Consider the following 24,452-nt stretch of genomic DNA (forward strand, 5'->3'; position numbering starts at 1 on the left):
GCAACGTTGCGTCTCGAAGATCTTCGATGAACCGCTCTATCCACGAGCCCTGCGGGCTCGATGGCGTTGAAGCCTGCGGTCGAGGTCAGCTGCTGAAAAAGCGCTGATTTATCAACGGCGCTCGTGCGACCGTACCAAATTATGCTGAGATCGGTGTACGAAAAGCGCCCAAAAGTGCCAATCTATGGTGCGCGTCTCAGGCGACTTGGCGGAGAGGGGGTCCGTCAAACCTCAGGTGGGTTTGGCGAAGCAAGCGAGTCGAAGCAATGGCTTAGCGCCGCATGCGCTGGCTTCATGTATGACGTAGCGAATGACGGCAAGGCTCTCGGCTGGAGGGCTGTCGCATGACCTCTCAGACAGCCTTCACCGCGCCGAACAAGCCTCTCGGCGGCAAGGCATACGGCTCCATCGGGCATCTGCCGAACTCTCGGCTCGGGCCGGGCGACTGGCACATCCACGAGGGGCAGGCGAAGATCCTGACCGAGCGCCCGCGCAAGGGCGACCGCATCATCGTCACGGAGAAGTTGGACGGCGCCTGCATGGCTGTCGCCAACATTGACGGCGAGATCGTGCCGCTCACCCGCGCCGGCTATCGCGCTCGCCACGGCCGATACGAGCACCTTCAGCTTTTCGAGGTGTTCGTGATGCAGCGGTATGCGCAGTTCGAAGCGCTGCTCAAGCCCGGCGAGCGGCTGGCCGGCGAATGGCTCGCCCTGGCTCACGGCACTGCCTACGACACGGGCCATGAGTTCTTCGAGCCATTCGTGCCGTTCGACCTGTTCCGCGGCAAGGATCGGGTGTTGCGCGACGAGTTCAAGGAGCGCGTGCCCGCGGCTGGGTTCCTGCCGGCTGCATGCGTCCACGACGACGATGTGATGCCGATCCCGGTTGAGGCCGCATTGGCTCGGCTCGGCGAGTACGGGCGCCACGGCTCCACCGAGCCGGTCGAAGGCATCGTCTATCGCTGCGAGCGCGAGGGCCGCGTCGATTTCCTCGCGAAGTGGGTCCGGCCCGACAAGGAAGACGGCAAGTACCTCGCCAACCTGCGGGGCTGTGCCGAGCGCTGGCACTGGCGTCCGTCCGATCGTCCTCAAGGAGAAGGCCGAGGTCGAGCGCGACTATCACCTTCTCTGCCAGGAAGAGCGCCGGCTGCGGCGTCTGCTGGAAGACGGCCCGGCCAACCCGCAGGAGTGTGCCGAGTTCTGCCGCGCGGCTCGGGATGACGGCGACGGCAAGCCCTGCCTCGATTGCGATCCCGAACGCTTCTGTATCGCCAAGCCCCACCCTTCCCGATCCGTCCTTCCTGAAGAGAGGCCAAGCCGTGAGTGAGACGATCAAGAGTCACATCTACGAACAGGGCTTGCGCGGCTCGGATGACGTGCAGGCGTGCCTAAACCGGGATGAGATCGACATCGTTCTGCATGGTGGCGACGGCGACAACACCGCCTCGCTCGACTATGGCGCCGCCCTGCGGCTCGGTGAATGGCTCATCACTCAGGCCATCGCTCACGGAGCCGGCCCTGTCGCTTGGACCCGCAGAGAATAGGTAGTCGCCCTCGCCGAGCCGACCGCCCCGCGCTAACCTGGGCTGATGAAGCCCGCCATCCCCGAGCACACCATCACCCCCAACGGAGACGGCACCTTCGTCGTCCTGGTCGGGAATAGCCGAGCCGGCACCGTCTCGGAGGACAAAGAGCACGAAGGGCTTTGGTTCGTGGTTGATCCTGAGGGGATGTTCATGGGTCGGGCTAGATCGAAGGAAGCGGCTGCGGAGTTCCTGGCGGCTTGGTTCGTCGCGGAAGATGCCGGGTAGGGCCAGAGACGAGAAAGCCCGCTGCGGCGGGTGCCGAGCGGGCTGAGAGGAGGCGAGGATGGTTGAAGGTGCTGAGCCGTGTCCGTTCTGCCGGGGCACAAACTTGTCTTGCCGGCCGGAAGACATCGACGGATGGGCCGCGCAGGTGGCGTGCCACAGTTGCGACGCCGTTGGGCCGTTGTCCGAGTTTAAGTACGACGACCAGCAAGAGGCCACCGAGGACGCCGTTCGCATGTGGAACCGGCGGCAATGAGGTTGGAAAAGGCGGCCTAGAACGACGAAGCCCCGCACCAGCGGATGCCGGGCGGGGCTGAGAGAGGAACGGGCGGGCAGACTAGGACGAAGCGGGCACCTTCCAGAGGTGCAGCTCGCCCGTCCGCCACCAGTCGCCGATGTAGGGGCGGGTCCGCTCCAGCCACGGCTGCACATCGGGCTTGCTGGCGATCAGCGCGCCGACCATCAGCACCGCGCATCCGAAGCCAATCGCGAGGCCGTATTGATTGCGCCTCGGAACCGCTGGCCGTCCATCGTGAGCCCCAATCGCGCCCGGCGCCAGGACGTGGCAGACCACGGCGATGACGCCAACCATGATGACGCCGGGTAGCAGCTCGTTGTTAAGGAACCACCTCGGGGCGCCGCCGAGCCGGTAGACGATGGCATAGATGCCCTGCAACTCGCTCGACAGGAACTTGAGCCAGATGCCGACGATGAGGAAGTCCCTCGGCTCGGGCGACTTGCGGATGATGCCGCCCCACGCATCCGGCGCGAAGATCCACAGCGCCACGGCTGTCGCCGCCACGTCGAGGATGCGGACATAGATAATCATGTCCTCGTTCGACACGAAGGCGTTGAGGATCTGATACCCGATGAAGAGAACGGCGGCGGCCCAAATGATGATGCTGCGCAGCGTCTCGGGGCGGTTGTCGGCGTAGATGTTCACGAACACGATCAACTCTTCCTCTCGCCCGACCCGCCGAAGCTCGGGAGCATCAGGAGGTCATCCACGGCGCTGACGATGCCGCGCTCCTGGGCGGCGCGCTCTCGTGCGGCGCGTCTCGCCTCTTGCAGTGCCAGCCGTTCGGCCGTCCGCTCTTTGAAGGCGCCGACTGCGGCCTCGACGTGCTCGCGGTTCTCGTCGGCCGCCTGCACCACCTCATCGGCGGCGGCGGCGGCCCGGCGCTGCGCCTCGATGTTCTGCGCAAGGACGGCATCGAGTCGGCCTGGATCGACAGGCTCGGGCGGCCTCGGGGAGAACCACGACATGATGCGCCTCCAGATCATGGGCGCCCCCGATCCAGCCGGCCAGCGATGCCATCGAGCGATGCCTTGATGTTCGAGAGGGCGTGCCGGCTTTCCTGCGCGGCCAGTTCGACCTGCTTCGTGAGGTCTTCGCTGGCGTCCTTGCTGGTCTCCAGCGTCGATTTCAGCCCCTCCAGGGCCGCGACGCTCTTCTCCGTAGCTGTGACCGTCGCCTGCTGCGCGAGGATCATCCTCTCGCGCTCAGAGGCGACGGAAGCCCAGGCCGCTTTCAAGTCCTTGTAGAAGCCCCGAGCGACCCAGGAGGCGCCGAGGAACAGGCCGATGAAGACGATGCACGTCGCGCCGAGAACGCCCTGGTTCAGGTAGAATGAGGCGGTCTGATCGATGACCGCCTGCGGGTTCGGCGCCTGCGCCAGGGCATCCGTGACGAGCATGGGTTAGAAGAACGCCGTCCGCACCTTGATCCAGGCATCGAGCACGTAGCCGGCCGCCTTGATGATCAGGAACGCGCCGAGGCCGATGAACACGATCGTCTTGTGCTCGATGAGGAAGGCGACGATCGACGTCACGTAGCCGAGGCCGGTCTGCACCTTCTCGGCCGTGTCGTTGATCCGCACGAAGGTGCCCTGCACGTTGTCGAGCAGACCAGCCCCGTCCGCGCCGCCCAGGCCGAGCGTGCCGAGGCCGAGCCCTGCCAGCCACTTCGCCGGGCCGAACAGCTCGGGCGCGTGCTGAGCGGCTTTGCCGAGCGAGACCTTCGCCCGATCCGCGGCCACCGGTCGGTGCGGCATTGCCGGCAGCGCCGCCATGAAGGCGCCGTCGATCCCGCCGTCACCGAGGCCGTTGTCTTTGCGCGCCTGGGCGACGGCCTCCTGCGTCAGCGGCCCGTCCAGGCCGTCGAGGAAGCCCTTGGTGTAGTAGGCGCGGTCGCGGAGCGCCTTCTGCACGTCCCAGAGCGCTTCGCTGCCGCCCGGCTTGAGACCCGGCCGTGAGACCGCAGCGGCGACGGTGGGCTTCTTCTTGAACAGCCAGGGGAGCCAGCGAGACAGCTTGCTCTCGTCGGGCACGACGAGATCCTGCACCTGCGGCAGGGAGGGCGGCAGAGGGGTTACAGCCGGCGCAGGAGCTACCGTGACGACGGGCTCAGCACGCATGGCCTTCAGCACGGCCTCCACCGGCTCGGGCCCGACGAGGACGTGGTTGAGGCCGTCGCCGGCATAGTAGGATTGCCCGCGGCGCTTGCCGTTGGTCGGCGCCAGCACCGGGAACGATGCCCATTCCTTCGCGATCTCGTTGCCGAAGGCCGCCATAGACATCTGGCCCGCCATGAACTTGGCGTAGCCGCGGCCGAGAAGCAGCGCATAGCCAAGGCGATCTTGCAGGTCCGGCGTCATCAGTTCGCGACCGGTCAGGCGCTGGGTCTGCTTCAGTCCCTTGAGCGTCGCGGTCATGAATTGATACCGGGCGCACGCGCTTGATCCATACTCGCGAGTGCGCCGAGGCCCGTCAGCGATCACCTCGTCCACGGTCATGGACGTGATCTGCTTCGGCATTCGACGCTGTTTGTTGCCATATACGACGTTGTACCCACCGGGCGCTTCGTATGCGGCAATAAAGTCAAGCAGCTTCGCCGCGCCGCGCGGCACGCTCGTATCCATTCGTAGATCTCCGAGTTTGGATAGAGCGCGCCGAGCCAGCTATTTGCGGCGTTGATTGGCGCGCTGTTCGACGGCGGTCGCCCACCGACAATTTGAGGGCTCGTAGTTCCCGTTCACATCTTGCCGGTCGATCGTTCGGCCCGGTGGGCGCTCGCCCATATCAGCCAGAAAGTCCTCGAAGCTTGCGCGCCAGCGCGGACAAACTTCGATGCCTCTCCCGCCGTAGTAAGCAAAATTCTCGTGATTGGGGTTTTCGCAGCGAGCGATCATGGACTGCCACGAGTGGTAGGTCGCGGCTCTCTGCCGATCGCGGAAATGCCCGTGCCTCAGCGTCAGGCGGCCCATTCGAGTGGCTTTGTGGCACCCACAACTCGTGTTGCGACGAAGGTTGTGGATCTGATCTACGCACTCGCCGCCGCATTCGCAGACCGCGAGCCATTGGATACGGCGGCCATCGTCTCGGCCGACCGCGCCTAGCACGGTCAGCTTGCCGTACTTCTCACCCGTCGCGTCTTTCGCCCGGGTACCGATGTCGATAAATTCTCGCTCAGCCATTGCGAACCTCTCACTAGGTTGGCTTGGTTAGGGCCGGCGGCGTGCTTCCAACACGCTTCCGGCCTGCCAATACCCTAGCACAATAGAGGTTCGGCGCCGAGAACTACTCCGGCTTGGCGAGCTTGTCGGAATCGGCCTCGTCGGCCGCGCGCTCGGCCGGAGCGTCCGGCTCCGGCTCGGGCTGCGGGGCGTGATCGGCAGCCGCGGGCTCGGCGGGTCCGGTGCGCTGCAGGATTGCCACGACCTCGTCGGCGGTGCCCTCGGGCGAGACCGAGGCGATGGCGGCAAGGCGCAGAAGATCGGCCGCGGAGATGCGGGTGTCTGACATCGGGTATGCTCCAGGGAGGCGCGCGGCGGGCCCGGCCGGCTCGGGAACGTGGATGGCGCCGGGCAATCCCGGGCTGCGAGGCCCGACAGCATCGGGCGGAGGGGTTGAACGATCTCTCAGGGCGGGGCATCAGGCTCCGCCGCTGTGTCAGATGCCGGTCAGCACCTTGGCAGGCGGCCGGCGGGCCGGCCTGAACCCCACACTGGCCGGTCCGCTGCTATTGTGTTTCGGGCCCTACCACCGCGCGCCGGAATGCAGCGGCGGTCATCATTTGTGTGTCTCCGTGGTTTTTCGGCACTCGCCGCGGGCGGTGCGGAGCCCTAAGCGCCGGCTATGGGCTGGTGGGGGATCGGCTACCCGGTCGCGCCGCAAGCGCTTCGCATGCTCGGTTCGAGTCCGAGCCCGGCCCTCCAATCACCATCGCCGCGCTGGATCGCAGCGACGTCCATGGTGGTGTTCTCCGGTGGTGGGGTCGTCTCAGGCTCGGGCCGGGCGGCGCGGCGCGCGGTGTCAGGCTTCGGTGCTGGGCTTCTCGTCGGCGTAAGGCGTGACCTCCGCCGAGCGCAGGATCGCTATCAGCCCTTCGACCTCCCGGAAGGGCTGGAGGGACAGATATGCCTCAATCGCGGCCAGGACATTCACGGGGACAATGTAGGCCGTAGGAGCGGCATTTTCGTCGGCTTTCATTTGCGTCTCCTCACGCGCGTCGGATGGTGTCGCGAATTGCGGCGAGCTTCGATCCGGTCGGGTCGCCGCGGGTGGGTGCCAAGATCCCGCCCTCCGAGAACTCGTTCCACGCGTAGGCATGAACCAGTGGGAACGGGCAGATGGTCGGGTTATTGTTGACGTAGGCGACCGCGTCCGCGAAGTGCTGTCTCAGTTCTTCATTCGTGGGATAAACCACGTACTGCCGCATCCCATCGAAAGGGATCTGGCTTGGATCATACGAGAACGGCCGCTCGATAATCGGCCGCCGATCCCAGCCCGTCATCACAAGCGGCACGACCTTGGCGCCGAGCGCCGCCCAATCGGCCCAGTACTGCTTGGCCCGGGCAGCCAGGACCGAGAACGGGCAGTCGAGGTCTTCCGACATACCGACCGAGTAGGATGTCATCGCGTCGGCCGCATAGGCATTGTAATAGGTCATGTCCCGCGCCTGCCCCATCATCACGACGATGATGGGCTGACCGAGCCCCGCGTTCACGGTCGCCGTGCGCAGGGCATCCAGCGCGGTGCGGAAGTTCGCCCGACCGGCGGCGTTGTCTCCGCCCCAATTCGTCAGCAGCATCGGCAGGTAGATATATATGACCGGTCTGTTGCCGATCTTAAGGTGGTGCGGCTGCTGGAACTCCGAAACCAGGGTCGCTATTTCTGTCGCATAATTTCCAGTCGAGCCGAACATATATGGCTCGATAATCGAGCACCACGGCATCTGCGACTTGATGGACGACGATTGGTAGAGGCCCAAGCCTCGGCTCAAAGTGTTGTTCGGTAGGTAGCGATCGAATGCCCAAGCGCCCAGCCCGCCGCTCACGGCCGCGAGGATCTCAGCATCCATTGTCGCCTGCGAAGGGCTCCACCTGATGCGGCGCGAGGTGAGGTCCTCTGCGTGGAGGGGGAGGCGGTGCTGGTAGACGGGATTGGACAGGGAGTTGGCGTTCTCCCAAGCGACGCTATTTGCGTCGTTGTTGTAGGACCCATCCCAGCGGGCGGCGGTAACGTAAAGACCACTCGGCATCGATCAACCCCACTTGTACCAGCGCTTGTTCGAGGCAAAGTATCGTAGGCGCACACTCACATTTGAAGCGATGGCAGTCGGCGCATAAATAATCGAAGCGCCTGCGGGGGGCGTCCATACAAGGCCGGACAGTGTACTGTCGGCAGTGAAGTAGACCTCGGTTCCGTCCGGCGGGCTGTCGGGGAGGTTGATCGTATAGCCATTGACTGCCGCCGACATCAGAAAGCGGATGTACGTGTCGATTGTTGCAACGTTGAGCGTCCCGCCCGCCACCGGCGCAACGTCTCGACCATCAACGATCCTGAACTTGCCCCTGATGTCCGCGCGCAGTAGCTGAAAATACTTCGCCGTGTCCGCGCATGAGATCAGAGGGAAGCCCCCAGCCGCCGCGTTCTTGAAAACGAGGAAGCTGTCCGGAGTATCGACACCATCAAACCGGGCGATACTGCCGCTGTCGTTGATGATATGCGCGGAGCCAAGCCCTGCAGCCTGAAGCGCTATCGGTCCATTGCCCCCGGTGACGTTCTGGTTGCTGCCCCGCACCCGCGCATACGTGCTATCGGCGATGAGTTGCGTTGCGTAGATCGGGTCGGCGGAATAGGCGAAGACCTGAGCAAAGATCCGGTCCACGCCGGATGCGTTCGGCGCCATGAAGCTGAAGCGCTGCCCGAAGCCGGAGGTGGCGAGATCCATCCCGTAGGTGGACCGAAGCCGAGGATTGCGGTTCAGGGCACCGCCGCGAGCGATCAACCGGTTTCGCGTGGCGAGGTTGGTGCCGTCGTCCTCGATCTCGAAGAGCCGGCCCGCACCGTTGATGAAGAGGTGTCCCCCTTTCCCGTTGCCGGAGAAGACGGCCGGCTTGTCCTTGGCCACGCCGCCCACCGGCATGAGTACGGGTCCGGTGGCCTTGCTGCCGAACAAGCCATACCTGATCGCGTTGCCGGCGGAGTCGCCGAGAAACATCTGGTTCGCGCTGTCCTCCGGATCGCCGCCGTAGATCGACTCGATCACACGAAGCCAGTCGGCGAGAAGGCGCTCGGTCGCGCCTCCGGTCGGTGCGATCCGGTTCGGTGCCTTGGCGTCGAGCGCTCCCGTCAGCCCCGGCACGTCGCTGATGGCGGCAACCTGGATGTTCCAGGGTGTGCCGGGCCACTGTCCGCCCGCCTTAGGGCCGTACATGCGCCGGCCCTGACCGGCTGGACGGGTCTCGATGTAGAAGTCGCCATCCTTGCCGTCGGCGGAGACCGGCGGCACGGTGCCGGTGATGATGGTTGCGCCGGGCCGGCCCTCGCGTCCCGGCACGGCAAGCGGCGTGTAGATTGGCTGCTGCCGCGCAGCGAACGACACCGACACGCCAAGGAAGCGCGTCAGGAAGGCGCGCAGGCCCGACGGCTCGGCGTAGGTGATCCGCACCGGCATGAAGAGGTAGCGTTCACCGCCGACGACCTCCAGCACGTCCGCGGTGAACTCGCCACGCGGGAAGTCGTTCGCGGTCGTCTTCGGCACCCGGAAGACTAGCGTGCCCGGGTCACCCTGCTTCAGCGTCAGTCCGCGCCCCTCCTCCGTCGTGAGGATGAGCACCGGCGGCACGAGCTGCGAACCACTCGTCGCTGGCGTGATGTGCATCTCGAACTGGCGTCCGGTGAGCGGCAGGGCGCTGCCATCTTCTGCTGCCTTGAACGACAGCTCGCCGTACCAGCTTTCCTGGGTCGTGAAGGCGAAGGGGGGGAAGTCGGCCAAGGGAGGGCCTCCAGGCAGCCGAACGGCCGCGGCGCGGCGGTGAGCCACGCGCGGGGTCGGTCAGGGTTGCGGGTATTGGGGCGGGCGGCTTAGGCCGGCCCGGTGCGCCTCAGTGGGCGGTTGCTGCGGCGCCAGCGGGCGCGAGCGGGGTCCCAGGGTCGTCCGAGGCGGTCGCGGGCGCAGGGCCGCCGCGGTCGTTCAGCAGGGTCGTGAGGCGGTCGACCTCGGCCTTTAGGATCTGCACGAGGTCGATGGCCTCGGCCTTCTCCCCGGCGATCTTCGCGGCGCGAGACAGAGCAGCATCCCTCTGCGCCTCCAACTCGCCGATCCGGCCGTTGATCTCGATGATGCTGATCGCCTTCTGCTCGGGTGCGTCGCTCATGCCTCGCCTCCCGCCGCAGGCTCGCGCTTGGCGAGGTTAGCCGTCTGGATCTGCACGGCCATCTGCTGACCGCCCGCCGTGAACACCCACACCCACGAAAAGAGCTGGTTCGGCAGGTCGCACAGCATGATCCCGACATCGCCGATGCCGATCTCAGGCGGGAGACCGCTGCGCGAGGTGATCGCCACCTCGTCGCCCGGCTTGAACGGGCCGTCCTCCTGCATGGCGCGGAAGGTCTCGCCGAGATACGCGGCGATCTCGTCTGGCGTGTTCAGGGTGCGCTGCCGGCTTTCGGAGAAAGTGAGCATGAGTGTCGTTCCTATGCTTTCGGCTGGAAGCCGGCGAGATGAAGCTCGTTGATCTGCACCTGCCCGGCGCCCGGCGAGGTGTAGTTGTATTGGATGCGAACACTTCGTGTTCCCGCCGGCAGGTAGCGGATGCAGCTTGCTCGAAAGTCGAACGTGTTATTTCCAGGGCCGACCGACACCGAAACATTCTGCTCGTTGAACTTGAAATATCCGGCGACGACGCCGTCCACGATCAGGCGCATCCCGAGCAGCGATGTCCCGGCCGGGCCGGAGATTGTCAGTCTGCCGAAGACTTCGATGTTGGCCGGGAAGTCCGGATTGGTGACGAGGTACGTGAAGTTTAGGTTGGCATCGATCTGATCGTTGACCGTGCCGGCGCCAGCGATCAGCGTGTAAGATCCAATGTCGATGCGCAGCGGTGTGGACGCCTGCTGCGAGAGCAGCCGCAGATACGGCACGCTCAGCGTTCCCGAGCCCGCGTCGAAGGAGAAGGCCGGCACGCCCGACACGCCCGGCGACGTGATGACGAACTTGTCTGCGTCGAACCGGACGAGGCTGCCGCCGCCGGGCAGCAGGTCGAACGTCATGCCCGTGCCGCGGGTCTGGCCGTTCACCTCCACCGCCAGCAGCGTTTCAAACCGGGCAGACACGCCCGAGATGTCTGAGCGCGCCGAGAGCGTCATGCGGCCGAACGCGGTGCCGCGGTCGGTCTGTGCTTGAACCGCAGTGATCTGGGATGCGAACGCCGCGTCGTTGGCGATGCGCACCTCACGCTCTTGCACGAAGTATGCGAGATCGCTGTCATAGCGGACGATGAGGCTATCAATGCGCGACGCGAGCGCGCCATCCCCGTCCACTCGCGCGGTTTGCTCAGCAACAATGGCTGACGTGTTGTCTCCGACCTTCGCGCTTAATACCTGAAGGCTGGTAGCGGTAGCGGAGTCATTGGCAATCCGGACGGTCTGTTCATTAAGGAAATAGGCAAGATCGCTGTCGTACCGGACAATGAGCGCATCAGTGCGCTGAGCCTGAACGCTATCGCCATCGATCCGCGCCTGCCGCTCGGTGATGGCGGCGGCCTCGGCAGTGCCCAGGCGCACCACTGCGGCGCTGAGGTCGCTCGCGAACGCCGCGTCGGCGCTCAGGCGCTCCTCTTTCTCGTAGACGATGGCGGCGGTGTTTTCTTCCCCGACCGCCGCCGCTGCCAACACGCGGGCAAGAAGATCGCTGGCCTTCTCGTTGGCGACGCGCTCCACCTCAAGGATGCGGTCGATCCGGCCGCGGACATCCTCCGTCAGGCCCTCGTAGTCGATGGGCGGCAGGCGTAGTTCGATCTGGCTGTTGTCGATCAGCGGCGCCACGGTGGTGAAGGTCGTGGCGACGTAGTCGCCCGGCAGGCCGGTGCGCCCGAAGGCGCGAGCGCGGACCGTGACGGGCTGGTCCGACTGGCGCATCTGCGCGCGACCGCTCGATGCCGGGCCGTAGGGCGACAGCACCTCCCAGGTGGCGCCGCTGTCATAGGAGAGATCGGCCTCGTAGTTCCGGGCGCCGCGGGTGACGGAGACACCCCACACGACTTCGATGCCGGTCTCGATCCGCTGGCAGCGGGCGTGCAGCACTGAAATCTGCGGGATCAGCGGCTCGGCGAGGTTGTCGGCGTTGACGGGGAGCGGCGCGATCACCTGCTCGTCGAGGAGCTGCCAGACGCGCGGGTCGTCGGCCACCATCTCGATCTGAACCCGGTCGGCGTCGCTCGGGATGGCCGAGCGGGCGACGTAGGTCTCTTGGATCTCGGTCAGATCGCCGATGACGATGGTGGTGGGATCCTGGCTGTCGCGGGCCAGCACGCTGGCGAGGCTGCGGCCGGTCTGCGCCGCGAGCGCGGTCACGTCGTCGGGGTGAAGCTCCAGCCCGCGCGGTCCAACACCGCGCATGCGCAGGATGCCCCACTCCCGCCCGTCGCGGCGGCGGACGGAGCCGTAGCCCCATTCGCCCGGCACGTTGGCGGTGACGTCGAGCGTCAGGACGTTACCCGAGGCCGAGGCCACGCCGAACGTCTGCTTGCCCTTGAAGAACCAGAGATCCGAGAGGACGTGATCGCCTGGGAAGACGAGACGCCCGTCCCATTCGGTCGTGATGCGCCGCTCGGCGCCGCGGAACACGGCGACCGCCGCGAGCCAGGTGGCGTGCTTCAGCGCGTGCAGGCCGTCGCGGATGCCGTTCACCCGGTAGCGCTTCGGCGTGCGCGTGGCCGGGCCATAGCTGAACCGCACCTCGTCGGGGCGGCGCGGGTCGCCGTCGCGGTCAAACTCCACGATGACGTCGCTGCCCTCGACCTTCGTCTTGAAGGTGGCGCCCGCGCTGTCGCGCACGATCTGCCGGCGCGTGAGGACGTGCCGCGGCTCGGCGCGGCTCTCGTCGCGCACAAACGAGTGCACCGGCCCGACCTTCACCGGGTCGCAGCGCAGCGGCAGCAGAACCTCGGAGGCCGCTTCCCAGAACGAGGACACCTCGGGCAGCACGCCGTCGAAGGTGTCATTCGCGTCGAGCAGGTTGTGGTAGTAGATGGCCTTGGTCGCGTCGAAGCCGTTCGGCAGGGCGAGACCGTGCTGCGAGCGCACGAGGTCGGCAAAGGCCCATACCGCCTTGCGCTCCGGCTGCTCGATCCAGGCCGAGCCGTTCCACACCGGCACGATGCGCGTGGCGTCGACCCAGATCTCGGAGAAGGCCGTCACGGTCAGGCCCTTCCCGGCCCGCACCCGCATGACGATCTCGGTGGTGGCCGGCCGGATCCGGACATCGTCCTTGATCGCCGCCATCTCGTCCCAAGAGGCGGCGTTCTTCTGCTCGAACCCGACGGCCTCCGGGTACATGTTCTGCGCCCGCACCTGATAGGCGGCGCTCTTCGGCAGGCGGAAGTAGGCCGAGCGGCGCAGCGGCGTCGTGGTGAGCGCGGTGGCGCCCTCGCTGGAGCGCCACAGCTCGAACTCAGGACCGACCACCTCGCCCGTGTTCGGGTTGATCTCGCGGGCCTGGAAGATGACGCCAGCCACCGTCGGCGCCTGCCGGCCCTGCGACGAGACCCGGTAGATCGCTGGATAGGTCCACGACATCTGCGCCGCGTCGGCGGTGACGCCCTGCGGGGTCAGCCGAAACCACGGCGTCCAATCGGGATTGCCGCCCGGCCGCGGCATCTCCTGCCCGCCGACGGACGGCGAGGAGATCACGTCGCCCGGCGCGATGGTCGAGGGCTGGGCGAACAGGAACTCGATCTGCGTGCCGAGCGGGCCGGCGGTCGAGGTGAACGGCGCCTGGATGCCGCCGGTCTCGGTCCAGAACACGGCCTCGCCGACATGCACGGCGTGGATCTGGAAGCGACCGATGCCGAGCGTCATGCGCTTGGTCAGCACCATCGTGTCGCCGTCGTAGGTGATGAAGTCCTTCTGGCTGAGCGGGGGCGTGGACCAGCACCGGCCATAGAGCAGCGGCTTGCGCGCGCCGGGCTTTGGGATGTTGCCGCCGCCCGTCACGCTCGACAGGCTGCGCTCGGTCTTCTTCTTCGCGGCGGAGGAGGCCTGCGCGGCGTAGCCCAGCGCCACGCCGCCGATGACGAGGCCCGCCTGCACGGCCGTGACCGAAACGCCGCCCAAGGCCGTGGCCAGCGCCGGCGCGGCGTAGGGCGCCACGGCGATGAGCGCGATCGACGCGATGGCGAGGCCGATGGAGGCGATGCCCCGGCCAAGCGGCACCTCCGTCACCAGCACGACGTCGTCGGGCCCGACCAGCGTGCGGCTCCAGTTCGCGCGCAGACGCACAGAGCCGTCGGTCGGGCGCAGGAAGGCCTCACCCTTCCGATGCACCGAGACAATGAAGCGGCGGCCGGCCGGCGGCTTGTGCCGCGCGACGATCGTGGAGAGCCGACGGCGGCGCCGATCCGGCAGCCGCACGGGCTCGCCGCGGGTCTGCCCGGCGATGTTCGCGGTGACGACGAGGGTCATTGCACCTTCGGGATCAGGTACGTCAGCCGCCAGCGGCGGGCCGCGGCAAGTTCGAGCGGCGGGTCGAGCACGACGCCGTGCCGCTCATCGGTGTGCAGGATCAGCCCGCCGTCCTGGGCGAGGTAGACGCCGCAATGGGTCTCGGCGCCGGCGACCTTCCCCATCAGCACGAGGGCGCCGTCCACGGGCGCCGGGGTCTCGCGCCACTCGGCTCGGGCGGGGTGCGTCGCCATCGCCTCGGCACGGGCGCGGACGTCCGCGACGAGGGCCGGGTCCGCCGCCGGCAGGGTGCGGCCGAACAACTCGGCCTGCGCCAGCGCGGCGAGCCACCAGCAGTTCCGCTCCACCTTGTCGTAGGCGGCCCCGCGCCAGCGGCGCAGAAAGGCGGCGCGGTCGCTCACGTGAACAGGGCCGGGTAGTTCGCGCGGTCGAAGAAGGCGTCGGGGCCGCTCGGCACGTTCTGCTGCCGACCATCCGGCCACGCGATCGTGCCCTCGGCGCTGTCGGCGGAGATCTCGACCGCCGTCATCTCCAGGCCGGTAAAGCTGTCGTCGTCGGGGCCGGTCACCTCGTCGAGGCGGCCCGGGAGCACGCGATAGAACCGGATCGTGACCCGGATGGCCTGATCGTAGCCGATGGCGTCCTTCAGCAGGTCGTGGAGGATGTCGGAGACGTTGTCGATGCGGATCTTGCCGTCCGTCGGGCCGTCGCTGTCGGCACCCGGCGCAATCAGCTCGAAGGCGCAGAGCAGGTGCGCGAGGCGCGGGCCGCCCGCCTCGATCGGCAGGCTCAGGGTCTCGCCCGGCTCGCCGAGCCCGCCATCCAGGTTCCGCACCAGCCGGATCGCTTCATCGAGCGAGGCGTGATCCACCTCCAGGGTCTCGATCACCACGCCCTCGTCGTCGCCCGAGGCGTAGGCCTCGCGCAGGGCTGCGCTCACCGTCATCTGATCACCAATCCTGAACGACGAGGGTGAAGGTCACGACGTACTTGGACCGTTGCGGCGCGGACCAAGAGACCTCGCCCTCGATGGAGCAGACCCGCTGCCCGATGCTCATGTCCGGCAGCAGCACGGGCGCGGTGAAGCGGCGCGCGCCAGTGTTCAGGTCGTTGAGGTGGAACGCCTTGAAGATCACGAACTCCTCCGGCGACAGCCGCAGGGTCATGCTCAGCGGCGTCGTGACGTAGAGCTGTCGGCGGCGGCGGCGCGACGGCCCATCATCGAACTGCGTCTCCTGCGCGGTCGGATGAAGGCTGCGCGTGCCGCCCGACGAGGCCAGCCCGCGCAGTTCCGGCAGCGTGGACGGCCAAGAGGGGTTCGCCATGCGTCAGCCGTTCCGATAGCCGGCGCCGCTCACACCGCGGAACGGGCCCTGTCCGCGCGCCATTCGCTGCCCGAGCCCGCCCTCGACCACGCGGATAGCCTGGTCGTAGCCGCCATCTGCGCGGCGCTGCGGCGGGCCGTCCCGTTCAAGTGCGACGCCCGGCGGCGTGATGAAGTTGATGGGCGGCACACCGTTGCCGTTTGCCGGCCGCATCGCTGCGGCGCTCGGCATGGTGAAGGCGTCGCGACCGACATAGCCGCCATCGGCATAGCCACGAAGACCCCCGCTGCGCCGCAGGATCTCGACCGCCGCCACACCGCCGTGGCGCGCGACGTCGTCCTGCGAGAAGACCACCTCGCCGCGGTGAACAAGGCCTGCCACGTCGTAGCGCTCCCCGTGACCTGTGAAGCCGCCCACGTCGAATAGGCGCACGCCGCCGGTGGGAGAAGCGCCGGCCGCACTCGCGCCGCCGCCGAACAGGTTAGAGATGAAGCCACCGATGCCACCGCCAGAACCTCCGCCAGCGGCGCCGAAGGCTGAGGAGATCGCACTGTCCATCACCTTGGCGATAAGCCGGTCGGCCGCGTTGCCGAAGGCGTTCGATAGAGCGGTGGCAGCATCACCGCCGCGGCGCAGGTCGGTGACGAACGAGGTCACGCCGTCCGAGAAGATGGCCTTGGTCTCGGACATCTCCAGCGTATCGCGGGTCCGGCTGATGGCAGCGCGGGCCTCGGGTGAGGTCGTGTCACCGAACCGCGCGCGAGCCACCGCGTAGGCCTGCTGGTCGATGCGGTCGCGGCCCAACTGCTCACGGGAGAACTCGTCGTCCCGGGCGAACTGCACGAGGCGGGTCGCACGCGACGCCTGCTCCGCGGAGAGGGCGAACCCTTCCAGGCTCTTGCGCAGGGCCTCGCTCGGCGGGACGCCGCGGGCGAGCATGTCCTGATAGAGCTCGGCCGCGCGGGTCGAAGCCTCAAGCTGCGCGCCGTTCCGGCCGTAGAGCTCGGTATTGCGGCGAAGCACGTCCTGGCTGCGCTCGACAGCCTGGGTTTGGGCGTCAAGATCGCGGGCCACGCCGAGCGATGAGGCGTCGCCCATCTGGCCAGCACGACGCATGATGTCGATGCCGTAGCCCGGGCCGGTGCCGTAGCCGTTCAGTGCCTTGATCTGGTCGCCCCCCGCCCACTGCTGGCGCAGGCTGAGGTAGGCCGCAGCACCCATCACCGCCTGGCTCGGATCCTTGCGGTCGAAGCCCGGGATGAGCCTGCGAATGTCGGTCTCGGCATCGACCGTGATCTGGCCGAAGCCCCAAGCGGTCGAGGCAGGATTGCCGAAGCGGTCCTTGATGTTGGTCGGGCCAGAGAGGCGGAAGCTGTTCTCCTTCTCGCCGATCGCGGCCAGGATCTCCGGCGTCACCGTCGGGAAGCGCTGGGCGGCGGCGAGGATCATCTGCTGGATGTCGGCCGGCGCTCGAGCGAAAGCGCCTCCGCGCTGGGTCTGCTCCAGCGTCTGCGAGCGCGTTAGGTTGCTGAGCTCGATCTGTCGGGCACGCTCGATCCCGGCGCGGTCCGCCTCCTTCGCATCGCGCAGCTGATCGTCGAAGGTCTTATTGATCTCCGCGGCCGAGCGCCCGAAGCCTGTGGCGCCCACCATGCGGGCGTTGAATTCTGCTGTTCGGTTGAGTGCTGCGGTTGCGCGGCTACCGAAGCGATCGATGTCCTCGACGAGGTTGCGAACAACGGTGCTGAGATCCCCGAACCCGCGCTTGGCCTCCTCGACCTGCTCGGGCCGCAGTCCGAACCGCATCGGCTCGGTGATCGCTTTCCGCAGTAGGACACCCTGATCCGTGAGGCGCTTCAGCTCCTCCTGATCGGGCGAGAGCGACCGGAGCACGGCGCCGACCTGATAGGAACGCTGCGCGGCCTGTGCGCGCTCGGTCTGCTCCTGCCCGAGGCGCTGGCGCTCAAGCAACCGGTCGAGTTCAGCCTGGATTGCGGGCCGCTGCGCACCGACACCAAGCAGGCCGAGGATGCCGGTTTGCTGCTGCGGCCCCTCGGCCAGCACCCGCCGGAGGTCAGCGATGCGCGTCTGCAGGTCGCCACCGGTGGCGAACCGATCCAGCGTCTGGCCGAGACGATCCCACGCTGTGCCGACGGTTTGCGTGACGAGAGCCCACCCGCGGGTCTCCTCCGCCACGCCGCGAGTGCTCGCGCGGACGGCATCCAGCAGCGCCCGCTGAGCACCGAGCCGATTGCCCTGCGCGTCGAGCCGACGGATGTTCTCTGCCTGCGCCTCGTTCAGGATGCCGTAGCGCTGGCCGAGATCGTCGACGCCCTTCGACACGTCGCCGAGCGACGCCGCGAGCTGCGCCGCCCCCTCGGTCGCATCGACGCCGAGGAAGCGCGAGAAATCACGCGTGGCGCCGACCGCATCCCCGAGGATCTCCGGGCCGACGCGACCGTTGCCGGCGTAGACCGTTGCGATCTCACGCGCGCCGCGGCGGCTGAAGTTGCCGGCCCGCACCTGTGCATCGGCGAGATCGTTGATCTGGCTGAGGGTAACGCCGGAGGTGCGGCCCACGCCGGCAAGCACCTTCTCCGTCTCCTGCTGCGAGTTGCGATAGGAGACGGTGGCCGCGATGCCGGCGACGACAGCGGCGGTGACGCCGCCGATCGCGCCGCCGACGAGGCCGATGCGGCTGACGAACCCAGCCACGGCCTCGCCCGCCTGCCCGAAGGCGCCCTTGACGCTCGCGCCGCCGGGGCCGGCGAACACCTGCGCGATCTGCGGCCCCTGTTGCAGGGCGATCATGCTGAGCGGCGAGCCGGAGCCGAGCTGAGCGACCACGTCGCCGCCCTGGTAGGTCAAATTGGTGATCTCGTCGGGGCGCAAGCGCCGCGCGACGTTCTGGTTGGCTGCCTCCGGCACGTTGCCGAGCGAGCCCAGGCGCCGGCCGGCCTCGATGTTGGCGAGGGTGGCAGCGCCAGCGGCACCGAGGTCGCGCCAGCCAGAGACCGTGTTGCGGACGATGGTGGTGCGGGCCTCGGCGGACCGCCGCAGCGCATCTGTCTCGGCGCGATAGGCCTCCTCGAAAGCGGAGGCCGAGGCGCGGGCTGCGCCAACCTGCGCGTCACGAACTCCGAGGAGCGTGTTGATGCTGGTCTGCGCCGTGCGTGCCGCCTGCTCCTGCCGCGCGGCGCGGATCTGATCCTGACGCGCAAGCTCGGCCTCAAACACTGACGCCGAGTCGCGTGCCGAGCCGGCCCCGCCCGCACCGACGCCGAGCAGGGCGTTGACGTTGGCCTGCGCTCGCGCCTGGGCCTCGGCCTCGCGCGCAGCCTGGGCCAAGCGCTGCCATTTCGCGGTCTGCCGGTCGGTTGCGGCCGCCGCTTGATCGGCCGCCGCGCCCACCTTCTGGAACGCCGCCTGACCGGCGCTGCCGGCGTCGTCGAGGACGCGCTTCAGTTCGGCGCCGCCCTCGACGCCGAGGCGGATCGCGATGCTAGTCGCCATCGTCAGCGTTCTCCCGGTAGGCCTTCACGATGATGGGCTCGACCGATGGCAGGGCATCGGCAAGCAGGGCGGTTTCGGCGCCCATCGCATCCGCCATCATGAGGATCGCCCCGTAATCCAGGGCATAGGGGCCGGCGAACGCGGCCCGGACCTGCCCGCCGCAGCGGCGGATCACCGCCCATGCCACGGTGCCCTCGTCTGTCTCCGTCGCGTGAACGGCGTAGGGGCACTCAGGGCAGGCTACGCCGCAGGCATCGCAGTATCCGGACCCTCCCCCGAAGTGCCATCGGGCGAGTTCGAGGATCCGTTTTTTTCCTCGTCCCGCCGAAGGGCCGGGGTGACGTAGAGGGCGTCGAGCGCATCGTAGGCCGGCCAGTGCTCGAGCAGTGCGTTGACGGTCTCGGCCGTGACCGGCGCGGGTTCGCCCTCGGCTGTGCCGACCCCCTCCCACTCCACGATGCCGCGTCGAGCCAGTTCATGCACCAGCGCCATGCTGGCGCGAGTGGCGACGTCGGTCTGATCCTCATCGCGGTAGACCCTGCCAACCGCCTCGCGGGCAACGAGCATGGATGCGACCGTGATGGGCCGAACTCGAACTCGAACGCCTGGGAACAGGTCGAGCCAGAACGGTTCCTCTACGCGAGCTGACAGCTTAAGCATCTGACGCCTGAAATTGGGTGGAAGAGACAAGGGGCGGGGACAAGTGTCGATTGTTAAGGTCGGGCTCGCCGCGACTGCGGCCCTATGGGTATCTGCCTGCAGCGGAAGCTTAGACGACGTGCGGAAGAGCGCATCAGTCCAGGAGCAGTTCACGAGTTCTCGCGCGCCTGAGATGGCTGCGATATGCATTCGCGAGAAATGGACGAACGGCCCGCTCGGGCAAGACTCTACTACAACTGCCAACAGAACAGAGACTGGCTGGTCCGTTGAGCAGAAAAGGGACCACTTTTATTATGCTGTCGCGACCATATCTCCGAATGGCACCGGAAGCACGATCAAATTCTCGTCGCCCTTCCGGCACGATCAGCACCTCAGGCCACTTGCTGAATGCTCTTGATGCAGATCAGTAGGTGGTGACGTTGTTGCGCAGGGTGGCGATGACTGTCTTTCCGGACACGCTGTCCTTGGCCGCCTGCCAGTTGAAGGTGGCCTGCACGCCGTTCGGGCCTGTCACCGGCGTCTTGGCGCGCGGCAGGTAGACGGCCGGCACCTCGAACACGAGCGAGCGCCCGGCATCGGTGACCCAGCCGAAGGTGAGCGCCACCGGATCGCCGGCGGTTGCCTGGTCGAGCAGGGTCGTGTCGCGGAACCGGGTGGTGATCGAGCCCGACATCATCACCATGCCGGGGTCGGCGTCCTCGATCCGGCCATCGCCGCGGATCGTCTCCACCTTCTCCAGCCCGTTGCTGTAGGTGAAGTCGGCTGCGGTGACGGAGGCGAGCGCCACGCCCGCGCGGGTGACGGCGCCCTGGAACGGCGAGAACCGCTCGATCTCGGCCTCAGCCGGCGTGCCTGCGCCGGAGGTGGCCAGCTTGTTCTCGCCTTGGGCAATCAGCCCGAGGGTCGCGGTGAGCAGGCCTGAGCGCTGCATCTGCACGCGCATCGTGTTGCCGCGGACGCCGAAGTTCTTGCCGTAGCTCGGCACCTCCGGCAGGCCGACCTCGACTGTCATCGACGGCAGGTTCGTGGCGCCCGAGGAGAAGACGTGCTGCTGCCCGTCGGTGATGGCGGTGGTGACCGGTTGCCCCATGAACAGCTTCAGCCAATTGCCGAAGTTGCGTAGATCGATCGGCACCACCACGTCGCCGTCGTTGTTGATGACGTCGCGGGAGGGCGGCAGCGCCTCGCGGCCGTAGCCGAGGAGGTCGGAGGCGATCAGGCCCTGCTCCTCGCCGAGGTTCGACGAGACGAAGGGCAGCTTCCGGTATCCGGTGCTGGGCGGGGTGCCGTAGGTGGTCTCGAAGGCAGCCGCCATGATGGCGTTCGCGCCGCGGGCTCGGGCCATGGGTCTCTCTCCTGGCGGGGTGGTTCAGTTCAGGGGATCGGTCGTGCCGTAGACGGCCACGATGGTGATGAGCCCGTAGCGGGACGTCGGCGCGCCCTCGGAGGTCAGCCCCTCGGTCTGGGCAGCGTTGACCATGAGGTAGTCGCACAGGCCGCCGAGCGTGCGGTCGGCCGCGACCGCCGCGCCGATCGCCTGCATCATGGCGTCGAGGCGGGCCTCGGCGGTCTGCGTCCGGCTCTTGTTCGCGGCGACATCGACCGGGATCTGGTGCTCGTAGATCCACGTCGTCGGGTTCAGCGTCACCTCAGGTTCGCCCGGGTCGCCGTCCTCGATGATGACGGAGCCGCCGGCCGGGATGGTCTGCGGCTTCTCCTCGTTGCGGTAGTGCGTCGCCTTCGGCAGCGCTCCCTTCACGAGATCGACCACCGCCTGGATCACCTGCTCGCGCTTGCTCGGCATCAGGCCTCCCAATGCGCCGCGATGGCGCCCGGCACGCGACCGGCCCAGCGCTTGGCGGTCGCCTCGATGTCGAGCCGCTTCCGGAGCTTCACCTGCCGGACCAGCACGAAGATCACGACGAAGGAGCGGCCCTTGTCGGGACCGGCCTCCCTGATCGGGCGAAAGGACTTGCGCCCCTGGTAGCGCTTCGGCTGCCGCCGGTAGAACGCGTCCGCCACGAGCACCCCACCGCCGTTCTTGCTCGGGACGAAGCGCAGCTTCACGCCGGTCTCGCGCTCCCAGGCGGCGGGCGTCAGCGTGTTGCCCGTCGAGCCCTTGGACCGGCGCTTCGAGACCTGTCGCACGCCTGCCTCGGGCGTCGGGATCGCCAGGAAGCGGCGGTTGCGGGCGGTGATGGTGACGCCGCGGTCGAAGGCGTCGATCAGCTTCGGGGCGTTGCTGGAGACGTAGGCGGCTGCCTCGGTGCTCTCGCCCGTCCGCGGGAAGGTCTGGCCGCGCCAGGTGTTGGCGAGGCGTTGGCCGAGGCCGGATTCGCGCACGTCGCTGCGCAGATCCTCCTTCAGGCCGTCGGCGATCTCGCGCATGCCGGCGGTGACCGAGCGGGCGATCTGCTGCTCGGTGCCCTTCAGCGCCGCCCGGGGATCCGTGACAGTCGCCTTGAACCTCACGGCTCGTCGTCCGGATCGTCAGGCGCGAGCGGCGACACCCCGCAGGTGCGCACCAGCCGGCGCATGTCGATGCGAGCCAAGCTCGTCACCTCGACGGTCTCGGCGACCGCGCCCATCTCGTCGAGGATATCGACCTGATCGCCGACAGTCGGCGCCGACACCTCGGACAGGCGCACCGAGATCAGCATGGCCTCAAGGTCGTAGCGCTGATCGCCCATGCCGATGATGGCCTCGGGCGACAGGCGCAGGATGCGAACGGGCAGACCGGGATCGGTGCCGCCCGAACGCCAGATGGCGTCCTCGCCGTGGTTCGGATCCTCGAACGTGGCGTCGAGCGCCATCGCGAAGGCGCTCATCAGGCCGCGCGCAGCGCCGCGATGACTTCGGCCTTGTTCTTGGCCGCCGAGACGTCGACGCCGCGCTCCTTGGCCAGTGCCTCCAGCTCGGCCCTGGTCTTGTCGCCCAGGTCGTCCTCGGCGGGCCCCGGCTCTCCCTCAGGCAGTACCTGAGGATTGCCGAGAACGGCGTGGCCGGACTCGATCGCCGCTTTCGCGTGCTGGTCCGGCAGATCGCCGATCCAACCGCGCGGCGCGGTGATCTTCTCACCGCGGTCGTTGGTGAAGCCGAAGGCCTTCTTGATGCGAACGTGCATGTCTGCCTCCCTCAGGTGCGGGTGAGCTTCACGATCACGTCCGGGCGCAGACAGATCGGAAGCACGTTCGACTCGGTGTGGATCTCCTGACCCTTGCCGTGCGCCAGCATGTCGGTGGAGACGAACACCTTGGCAGAAGGCGGGATGTTCGCCTCCTGGATGCTGTCCGGAGGCGCCACGTAGCGCTTGAACAGCGGCGTCCCGAGCGGGAGCGCGATCGCCTCGTCGTCTGCGACGGCCTCGCGCGTGATGAAGGTTCCGTCCGGCTGGCGGTAGCGGAAATCCTCGTCGATGCGCTCGATGGTCAGGCCGGCGAAGGTGAAGCTGTCCGCGACGTCCTCGCGGGCCGGGTTCACGGTCGGACCCGCGTAGGACTTCAGGGCTTCCTTGACGCTGGTGTGCCCGACATAGCGGTCGAAGAACCCGGCACCGGCCAGCACCCGCACACCGCTCGCCGGCTGACCGCGCAGCGCCTTGCGGATGATCGCCTTCAGCGCGCGGTTCTTCGCCGCCACGTCGGTCGCCGTGTTGTCGAGATCGAAGTCGACCACGCTCTGCGTGATGCCGAAGGTCTCGAACAGGTCGCACAGCACCCGGCCCGACGCGCTGGTCACCAGCCCGTGCAGGGCACCCCAATCGAGGTGGTGGTGGGTCGCGTCGTGCTTGGCCCGGATCGCTTCCAGCTTGCGATTGTAGACGTTGGCGAGCGTCTGGAGGACGTAGCCGTTGCCGTAGACCATCAGGTTCTGAAGGTCGGACGGCGTGATCGCGTCGTCGAGCGGGAAGTGCGGGATGCGGACCAGCGTCTCCTGCCGATCGGTGCCGAGGTTCTTGTTGCCCGGGCCGCCGCGCTCGCGGTCGGGGATGATGGTGATCTCCCCTTCCTCGATGGCGATGCGGGCGTAGGTCGTGTTGATCGGCGTGTCGGTGAAGATGCGGAGCTGCGCCGGACGGCCGGTCGCGTAGGGCGGGATGTTGATGCTCTCGGTCAGCCGGTCGTCGGCGAACTCGGGAGCGTCGAGAAGATCGAGCGGCGTTGCCATTGGTCAGACCCCCATGCGGGCGACGACGCCCTTGGCTTCGAGAGCGGCCAGAGCGGCCGACTTCTGGGTTTCGGTGATGCCGGCGGGCCATTCCAGGGACTGGATGACCACCTCGGCGTGGCGGGCGAGGACGACGACACGCTGATCGGCGGCCGTCGCATCGACGTTCTCGAGAAGCACGGCCGCGGCGGTTTGCGAGCCGTCGCTGGCCGCCGGAGCGAGCGGGACCAGCTTGCTGGAGGCCGTGATGCGGCCGAGCACGACGCCCGGGCGCAGAATGCCGCTGCCGGTGGCGAGGGTGCCCTCGTCACGGCTGATGCGGTTCCGACCCTCGTTCTTGACGACGTCGGAATCGGTCTTGAGGGAGACGGTCTTGGGGGCCATCGTGCGATCCTCCTCAGTCCTTCACGCCGTGGCGGCGCTTCATGTCGGCGACGAGATCGACGGGCTTGCCGTCGCTGGTCTTCTTCCCGTCCGCGGGGACGTGGCTGGAGATCGAGGTCTCGTTCTCGGCCGCCACGAGCTTGTCGAAGAGGGCGGCGCGGATGTCCTCGACGGTCTTACCCTCGGCGAGCATCTTCGCCCCGAGGTCTTCGGGAATGCTCGCGTCCTTGCGCCGGGCGAGCGCCACGAGGTTCGTCGCCTCACCGGCCGCTGCGATGCGCTTCTTCGCGTCGTCCACGGACACGCCCTCGGTGAGCAGCGTGGCGGTCATGCCGGGCACGCCGCCGGCGGCGCAGAGCCGGGCGATCTCGCCGGCATCGGCGCGCGAGATGGTGGTGCTCGCGTCCACCGTGTTCTTGCCCTCGGCGGCCGAGATCTCGCCGTCGAGGCGGGTGACCTCGGCGGAAGCGGCCTCGAAGTCGCGGGTTTCGTCGTCGGTCATCGAACGGCTGCGCGCGGCGGCGACCAGTTCGGACATGCGGGCGGAGGCCTTCGCGCGATCACGGCGAAGGGCTGCCAGATCGGCGGCCATGATGTCGTCCTTCGGTGAATGGCGCGGTGGC

At 67.6% G+C, this 24,452-nt stretch carries 30 protein-coding genes and 1 tRNA gene; 5 read left to right on the plus strand and 26 right to left on the minus strand.

The genetic code is table 11. The features are described from left to right. Window positions 1-344 precede the first annotated feature (344 nt). The 4 genes from LPC10_RS01590 (at window position 345) to LPC10_RS25650 (ending at window position 2,066) form a co-directional block, all read left to right on the plus strand. Entirely contained in the window at window positions 345-1,223 is an 879-nt protein-coding gene (locus tag LPC10_RS01590; protein ID WP_231345145.1) for an RNA ligase family protein, read from the plus strand. A 98-nt stretch (window positions 1,224-1,321) separates the two neighbouring features. After that, entirely contained in the window at window positions 1,322-1,546 is a 225-nt protein-coding gene (locus LPC10_RS01595; RefSeq protein ID WP_231345146.1) for a hypothetical protein, read from the plus strand. Window positions 1,547-1,591: 45 nt separating this feature from the next. Beyond that, window positions 1,592-1,813 carry a hypothetical protein gene (locus LPC10_RS01600; protein ID WP_231345147.1) on the plus strand — a complete coding sequence of 74 codons (222 nt, stop codon included), beginning with the start codon at window positions 1,592-1,594 and terminating at the stop codon, window positions 1,811-1,813. A 58-nt stretch (window positions 1,814-1,871) separates the two neighbouring features. Continuing rightward, window positions 1,872-2,066: a Lar family restriction alleviation protein gene (locus LPC10_RS25650; protein ID WP_370644628.1), complete on the plus strand. Its 195-nt coding sequence runs from the start codon at window positions 1,872-1,874 to the stop codon at window positions 2,064-2,066. 81 nt (window positions 2,067-2,147) lie between these two features. Here the strand turns inward: LPC10_RS25650 and LPC10_RS01605 are convergent, their stop codons facing one another. The 6 genes from LPC10_RS01605 to LPC10_RS01630 form a co-directional block, all read right to left on the minus strand. Then, window positions 2,148-2,759: a hypothetical protein gene (locus LPC10_RS01605; protein WP_231345148.1), complete on the minus strand. Its 612-nt coding sequence runs from the start codon at window positions 2,757-2,759 to the stop codon at window positions 2,148-2,150. A gap of 2 nt (window positions 2,760-2,761) precedes the next feature. After that, on the minus strand, window positions 2,762-3,076 hold the full coding sequence (locus LPC10_RS01610) for a hypothetical protein (RefSeq protein WP_231345149.1): 315 nt from the start codon (window positions 3,074-3,076) through the stop codon (window positions 2,762-2,764). A gap of 14 nt (window positions 3,077-3,090) precedes the next feature. Beyond that, entirely contained in the window at window positions 3,091-3,507 is a 417-nt protein-coding gene (locus LPC10_RS01615; RefSeq protein ID WP_231345151.1) for a hypothetical protein, read from the minus strand. 3 nt (window positions 3,508-3,510) lie between these two features. Then, window positions 3,511-4,719, minus strand: coding sequence for a hypothetical protein (locus LPC10_RS01620; RefSeq protein ID WP_231345152.1), 1,209 nt, complete (start codon window positions 4,717-4,719; stop codon window positions 3,511-3,513). Window positions 4,720-4,770: 51 nt separating this feature from the next. After that, window positions 4,771-5,286 carry a hypothetical protein gene (locus LPC10_RS01625; RefSeq protein WP_231345153.1) on the minus strand — a complete coding sequence of 172 codons (516 nt, stop codon included), beginning with the start codon at window positions 5,284-5,286 and terminating at the stop codon, window positions 4,771-4,773. A gap of 103 nt (window positions 5,287-5,389) precedes the next feature. Beyond that, the gene (locus tag LPC10_RS01630; protein WP_231345154.1) at window positions 5,390-5,614 is read right to left on the minus strand and encodes a hypothetical protein; all 225 of its coding nucleotides are present in this window, start codon (window positions 5,612-5,614) and stop codon (window positions 5,390-5,392) included. A gap of 335 nt (window positions 5,615-5,949) precedes the next feature. On the opposite strand from LPC10_RS01630, the gene LPC10_RS01635 reads away from it, so the two are divergent. Next, window positions 5,950-6,027: transfer RNA gene (locus tag LPC10_RS01635), tRNA-Cys, on the plus strand. A 97-nt stretch (window positions 6,028-6,124) separates the two neighbouring features. On the opposite strand, the gene LPC10_RS01640 is transcribed toward LPC10_RS01635, so the two are convergent. The 20 genes from LPC10_RS01640 to LPC10_RS01735 all read right to left on the minus strand — a co-directional run bounded on the left by LPC10_RS01640 (window position 6,125) and on the right by LPC10_RS01735 (window position 24,421). Further along, on the minus strand, window positions 6,125-6,301 hold the full coding sequence (locus tag LPC10_RS01640) for a hypothetical protein (protein ID WP_231345155.1): 177 nt from the start codon (window positions 6,299-6,301) through the stop codon (window positions 6,125-6,127). A 10-nt stretch (window positions 6,302-6,311) separates the two neighbouring features. Beyond that, on the minus strand, window positions 6,312-7,172 hold the full coding sequence (locus LPC10_RS01645; RefSeq protein WP_231345157.1) for a hypothetical protein: 861 nt from the start codon (window positions 7,170-7,172) through the stop codon (window positions 6,312-6,314). A gap of 183 nt (window positions 7,173-7,355) precedes the next feature. Next, window positions 7,356-9,092 carry a hypothetical protein gene (locus tag LPC10_RS01650; RefSeq protein WP_231345159.1) on the minus strand — a complete coding sequence of 579 codons (1,737 nt, stop codon included), beginning with the start codon at window positions 9,090-9,092 and terminating at the stop codon, window positions 7,356-7,358. 109 nt (window positions 9,093-9,201) lie between these two features. Beyond that, window positions 9,202-9,474, minus strand: a complete 273-nt coding sequence (locus tag LPC10_RS01655) for a hypothetical protein (RefSeq protein ID WP_231345161.1) — start codon at window positions 9,472-9,474, stop codon at window positions 9,202-9,204. Next, on the minus strand, window positions 9,471-9,782 hold the full coding sequence (locus LPC10_RS01660; protein ID WP_231345162.1) for a hypothetical protein: 312 nt from the start codon (window positions 9,780-9,782) through the stop codon (window positions 9,471-9,473). The genes LPC10_RS01655 and LPC10_RS01660 overlap by 4 nt, the downstream gene beginning before the upstream one ends. 11 nt (window positions 9,783-9,793) lie before the next feature. Then, window positions 9,794-13,780: a host specificity factor TipJ family phage tail protein gene (locus tag LPC10_RS01665; RefSeq protein WP_231345164.1), complete on the minus strand. Its 3,987-nt coding sequence runs from the start codon at window positions 13,778-13,780 to the stop codon at window positions 9,794-9,796. Then, complete coding sequence (locus tag LPC10_RS01670; protein WP_231345167.1) at window positions 13,777-14,181, minus strand: glycoside hydrolase; 405 nt, start codon at window positions 14,179-14,181, stop codon at window positions 13,777-13,779. Before LPC10_RS01670 ends, LPC10_RS01665 begins: the two co-directional genes overlap by 4 nt. Continuing rightward, window positions 14,178-14,726 carry a DUF1833 family protein gene (locus LPC10_RS01675; protein WP_231345168.1) on the minus strand — a complete coding sequence of 183 codons (549 nt, stop codon included), beginning with the start codon at window positions 14,724-14,726 and terminating at the stop codon, window positions 14,178-14,180. Before LPC10_RS01675 ends, LPC10_RS01670 begins: the two co-directional genes overlap by 4 nt. 4 nt (window positions 14,727-14,730) lie before the next feature. Beyond that, on the minus strand, window positions 14,731-15,105 hold the full coding sequence (locus tag LPC10_RS01680) for a hypothetical protein (protein WP_231345171.1): 375 nt from the start codon (window positions 15,103-15,105) through the stop codon (window positions 14,731-14,733). A gap of 3 nt (window positions 15,106-15,108) precedes the next feature. Next, on the minus strand, window positions 15,109-18,618 hold the full coding sequence (locus LPC10_RS01685) for a phage tail length tape measure family protein (RefSeq protein ID WP_231345172.1): 3,510 nt from the start codon (window positions 18,616-18,618) through the stop codon (window positions 15,109-15,111). Beyond that, a complete protein-coding gene (locus LPC10_RS01690; RefSeq protein ID WP_012605436.1) occupies window positions 18,608-18,805 on the minus strand; it encodes a hypothetical protein in 198 nt (65 codons plus the stop codon). The genes LPC10_RS01685 and LPC10_RS01690 overlap by 11 nt, the downstream gene beginning before the upstream one ends. A gap of 53 nt (window positions 18,806-18,858) precedes the next feature. Further along, complete coding sequence (locus tag LPC10_RS01695; protein ID WP_231345173.1) at window positions 18,859-19,185, minus strand: hypothetical protein; 327 nt, start codon at window positions 19,183-19,185, stop codon at window positions 18,859-18,861. A 496-nt stretch (window positions 19,186-19,681) separates the two neighbouring features. Continuing rightward, window positions 19,682-20,623 (minus strand): phage tail tube protein, encoded by a 942-nt coding sequence (locus tag LPC10_RS01700; RefSeq protein WP_231345174.1) that lies wholly within the window; start codon window positions 20,621-20,623, stop codon window positions 19,682-19,684. 24 nt (window positions 20,624-20,647) lie between these two features. Then, window positions 20,648-21,082, minus strand: a complete 435-nt coding sequence (locus tag LPC10_RS01705; RefSeq protein ID WP_153874210.1) for a hypothetical protein — start codon at window positions 21,080-21,082, stop codon at window positions 20,648-20,650. Beyond that, the gene (locus LPC10_RS01710) at window positions 21,082-21,750 is read right to left on the minus strand and encodes a DUF6441 family protein (RefSeq protein WP_231345175.1); all 669 of its coding nucleotides are present in this window, start codon (window positions 21,748-21,750) and stop codon (window positions 21,082-21,084) included. Before LPC10_RS01710 ends, LPC10_RS01705 begins: the two co-directional genes overlap by 1 nt. Continuing rightward, complete coding sequence (locus LPC10_RS01715) at window positions 21,747-22,106, minus strand: hypothetical protein (RefSeq protein ID WP_231345176.1); 360 nt, start codon at window positions 22,104-22,106, stop codon at window positions 21,747-21,749. Before LPC10_RS01715 ends, LPC10_RS01710 begins: the two co-directional genes overlap by 4 nt. Next, complete coding sequence (locus LPC10_RS01720; protein WP_231345177.1) at window positions 22,106-22,402, minus strand: hypothetical protein; 297 nt, start codon at window positions 22,400-22,402, stop codon at window positions 22,106-22,108. Before LPC10_RS01720 ends, LPC10_RS01715 begins: the two co-directional genes overlap by 1 nt. Before the next feature lie 11 nt (window positions 22,403-22,413). Further along, window positions 22,414-23,445: a major capsid protein gene (locus tag LPC10_RS01725; protein WP_231345178.1), complete on the minus strand. Its 1,032-nt coding sequence runs from the start codon at window positions 23,443-23,445 to the stop codon at window positions 22,414-22,416. Window positions 23,446-23,448: 3 nt separating this feature from the next. After that, window positions 23,449-23,829 (minus strand): head decoration protein, encoded by a 381-nt coding sequence (locus tag LPC10_RS01730; RefSeq protein WP_231345179.1) that lies wholly within the window; start codon window positions 23,827-23,829, stop codon window positions 23,449-23,451. 13 nt (window positions 23,830-23,842) lie between these two features. Further along, a complete protein-coding gene (locus LPC10_RS01735; protein ID WP_231345180.1) occupies window positions 23,843-24,421 on the minus strand; it encodes a hypothetical protein in 579 nt (192 codons plus the stop codon). Between the last annotated feature and the right edge of the window lie 31 nt (window positions 24,422-24,452).

It is taken from the genome of Methylorubrum sp. B1-46, from assembly GCF_021117295.1.
Classification (GTDB): Bacteria; Pseudomonadota; Alphaproteobacteria; order Rhizobiales; family Beijerinckiaceae; genus Methylobacterium.

Coding starts and splice junctions, on each gene's coding strand:
- LPC10_RS01705 (WP_153874210.1), bottom strand. CDS start 21,082: ATGCCGAGCAAGCGCGAGCAGGTGATCCAGGCGGTGGTCGATCTCGTG.
- LPC10_RS01640 (WP_231345155.1), bottom strand. CDS start 6,301: ATGAAAGCCGACGAAAATGCCGCTCCTACGGCCTACATTGTCCCCGTG.
- LPC10_RS01730 (WP_231345179.1), bottom strand. CDS start 23,829: ATGGCCCCCAAGACCGTCTCCCTCAAGACCGATTCCGACGTCGTCAAG.
- LPC10_RS01645 (WP_231345157.1), bottom strand. CDS start 7,172: ATGGATGCTGAGATCCTCGCGGCCGTGAGCGGCGGGCTGGGCGCTTGG.
- LPC10_RS01725 (WP_231345178.1), bottom strand. CDS start 23,445: ATGGCAACGCCGCTCGATCTTCTCGACGCTCCCGAGTTCGCCGACGAC.
- LPC10_RS01655 (WP_231345161.1), bottom strand. CDS start 9,474: ATGAGCGACGCACCCGAGCAGAAGGCGATCAGCATCATCGAGATCAAC.
- LPC10_RS01660 (WP_231345162.1), bottom strand. CDS start 9,782: ATGCTCACTTTCTCCGAAAGCCGGCAGCGCACCCTGAACACGCCAGAC.
- LPC10_RS01675 (WP_231345168.1), bottom strand. CDS start 14,726: ATGACGGTGAGCGCAGCCCTGCGCGAGGCCTACGCCTCGGGCGACGAC.
- LPC10_RS01680 (WP_231345171.1), bottom strand. CDS start 15,105: ATGGCGAACCCCTCTTGGCCGTCCACGCTGCCGGAACTGCGCGGGCTG.
- LPC10_RS01695 (WP_231345173.1), bottom strand. CDS start 19,185: ATGCTCGTTGCCCGCGAGGCGGTTGGCAGGGTCTACCGCGATGAGGAT.
- LPC10_RS01700 (WP_231345174.1), bottom strand. CDS start 20,623: ATGGCCCGAGCCCGCGGCGCGAACGCCATCATGGCGGCTGCCTTCGAG.
- LPC10_RS01735 (WP_231345180.1), bottom strand. CDS start 24,421: ATGGCCGCCGATCTGGCAGCCCTTCGCCGTGATCGCGCGAAGGCCTCC.
- LPC10_RS01615 (WP_231345151.1), bottom strand. CDS start 3,507: ATGCTCGTCACGGATGCCCTGGCGCAGGCGCCGAACCCGCAGGCGGTC.
- LPC10_RS01630 (WP_231345154.1), bottom strand. CDS start 5,614: ATGTCAGACACCCGCATCTCCGCGGCCGATCTTCTGCGCCTTGCCGCC.
- LPC10_RS01610 (WP_231345149.1), bottom strand. CDS start 3,076: ATGTCGTGGTTCTCCCCGAGGCCGCCCGAGCCTGTCGATCCAGGCCGA.
- LPC10_RS01715 (WP_231345176.1), bottom strand. CDS start 22,106: ATGAGCGCCTTCGCGATGGCGCTCGACGCCACGTTCGAGGATCCGAAC.
- LPC10_RS01685 (WP_231345172.1), bottom strand. CDS start 18,618: ATGGCGACTAGCATCGCGATCCGCCTCGGCGTCGAGGGCGGCGCCGAA.
- LPC10_RS01600 (WP_231345147.1), top strand. CDS start 1,592: ATGAAGCCCGCCATCCCCGAGCACACCATCACCCCCAACGGAGACGGC.
- LPC10_RS25650 (WP_370644628.1), top strand. CDS start 1,872: ATGGTTGAAGGTGCTGAGCCGTGTCCGTTCTGCCGGGGCACAAACTTG.
- LPC10_RS01590 (WP_231345145.1), top strand. CDS start 345: ATGACCTCTCAGACAGCCTTCACCGCGCCGAACAAGCCTCTCGGCGGC.
- LPC10_RS01665 (WP_231345164.1), bottom strand. CDS start 13,780: ATGACCCTCGTCGTCACCGCGAACATCGCCGGGCAGACCCGCGGCGAG.
- LPC10_RS01720 (WP_231345177.1), bottom strand. CDS start 22,402: ATGCACGTTCGCATCAAGAAGGCCTTCGGCTTCACCAACGACCGCGGT.
- LPC10_RS01625 (WP_231345153.1), bottom strand. CDS start 5,286: ATGGCTGAGCGAGAATTTATCGACATCGGTACCCGGGCGAAAGACGCG.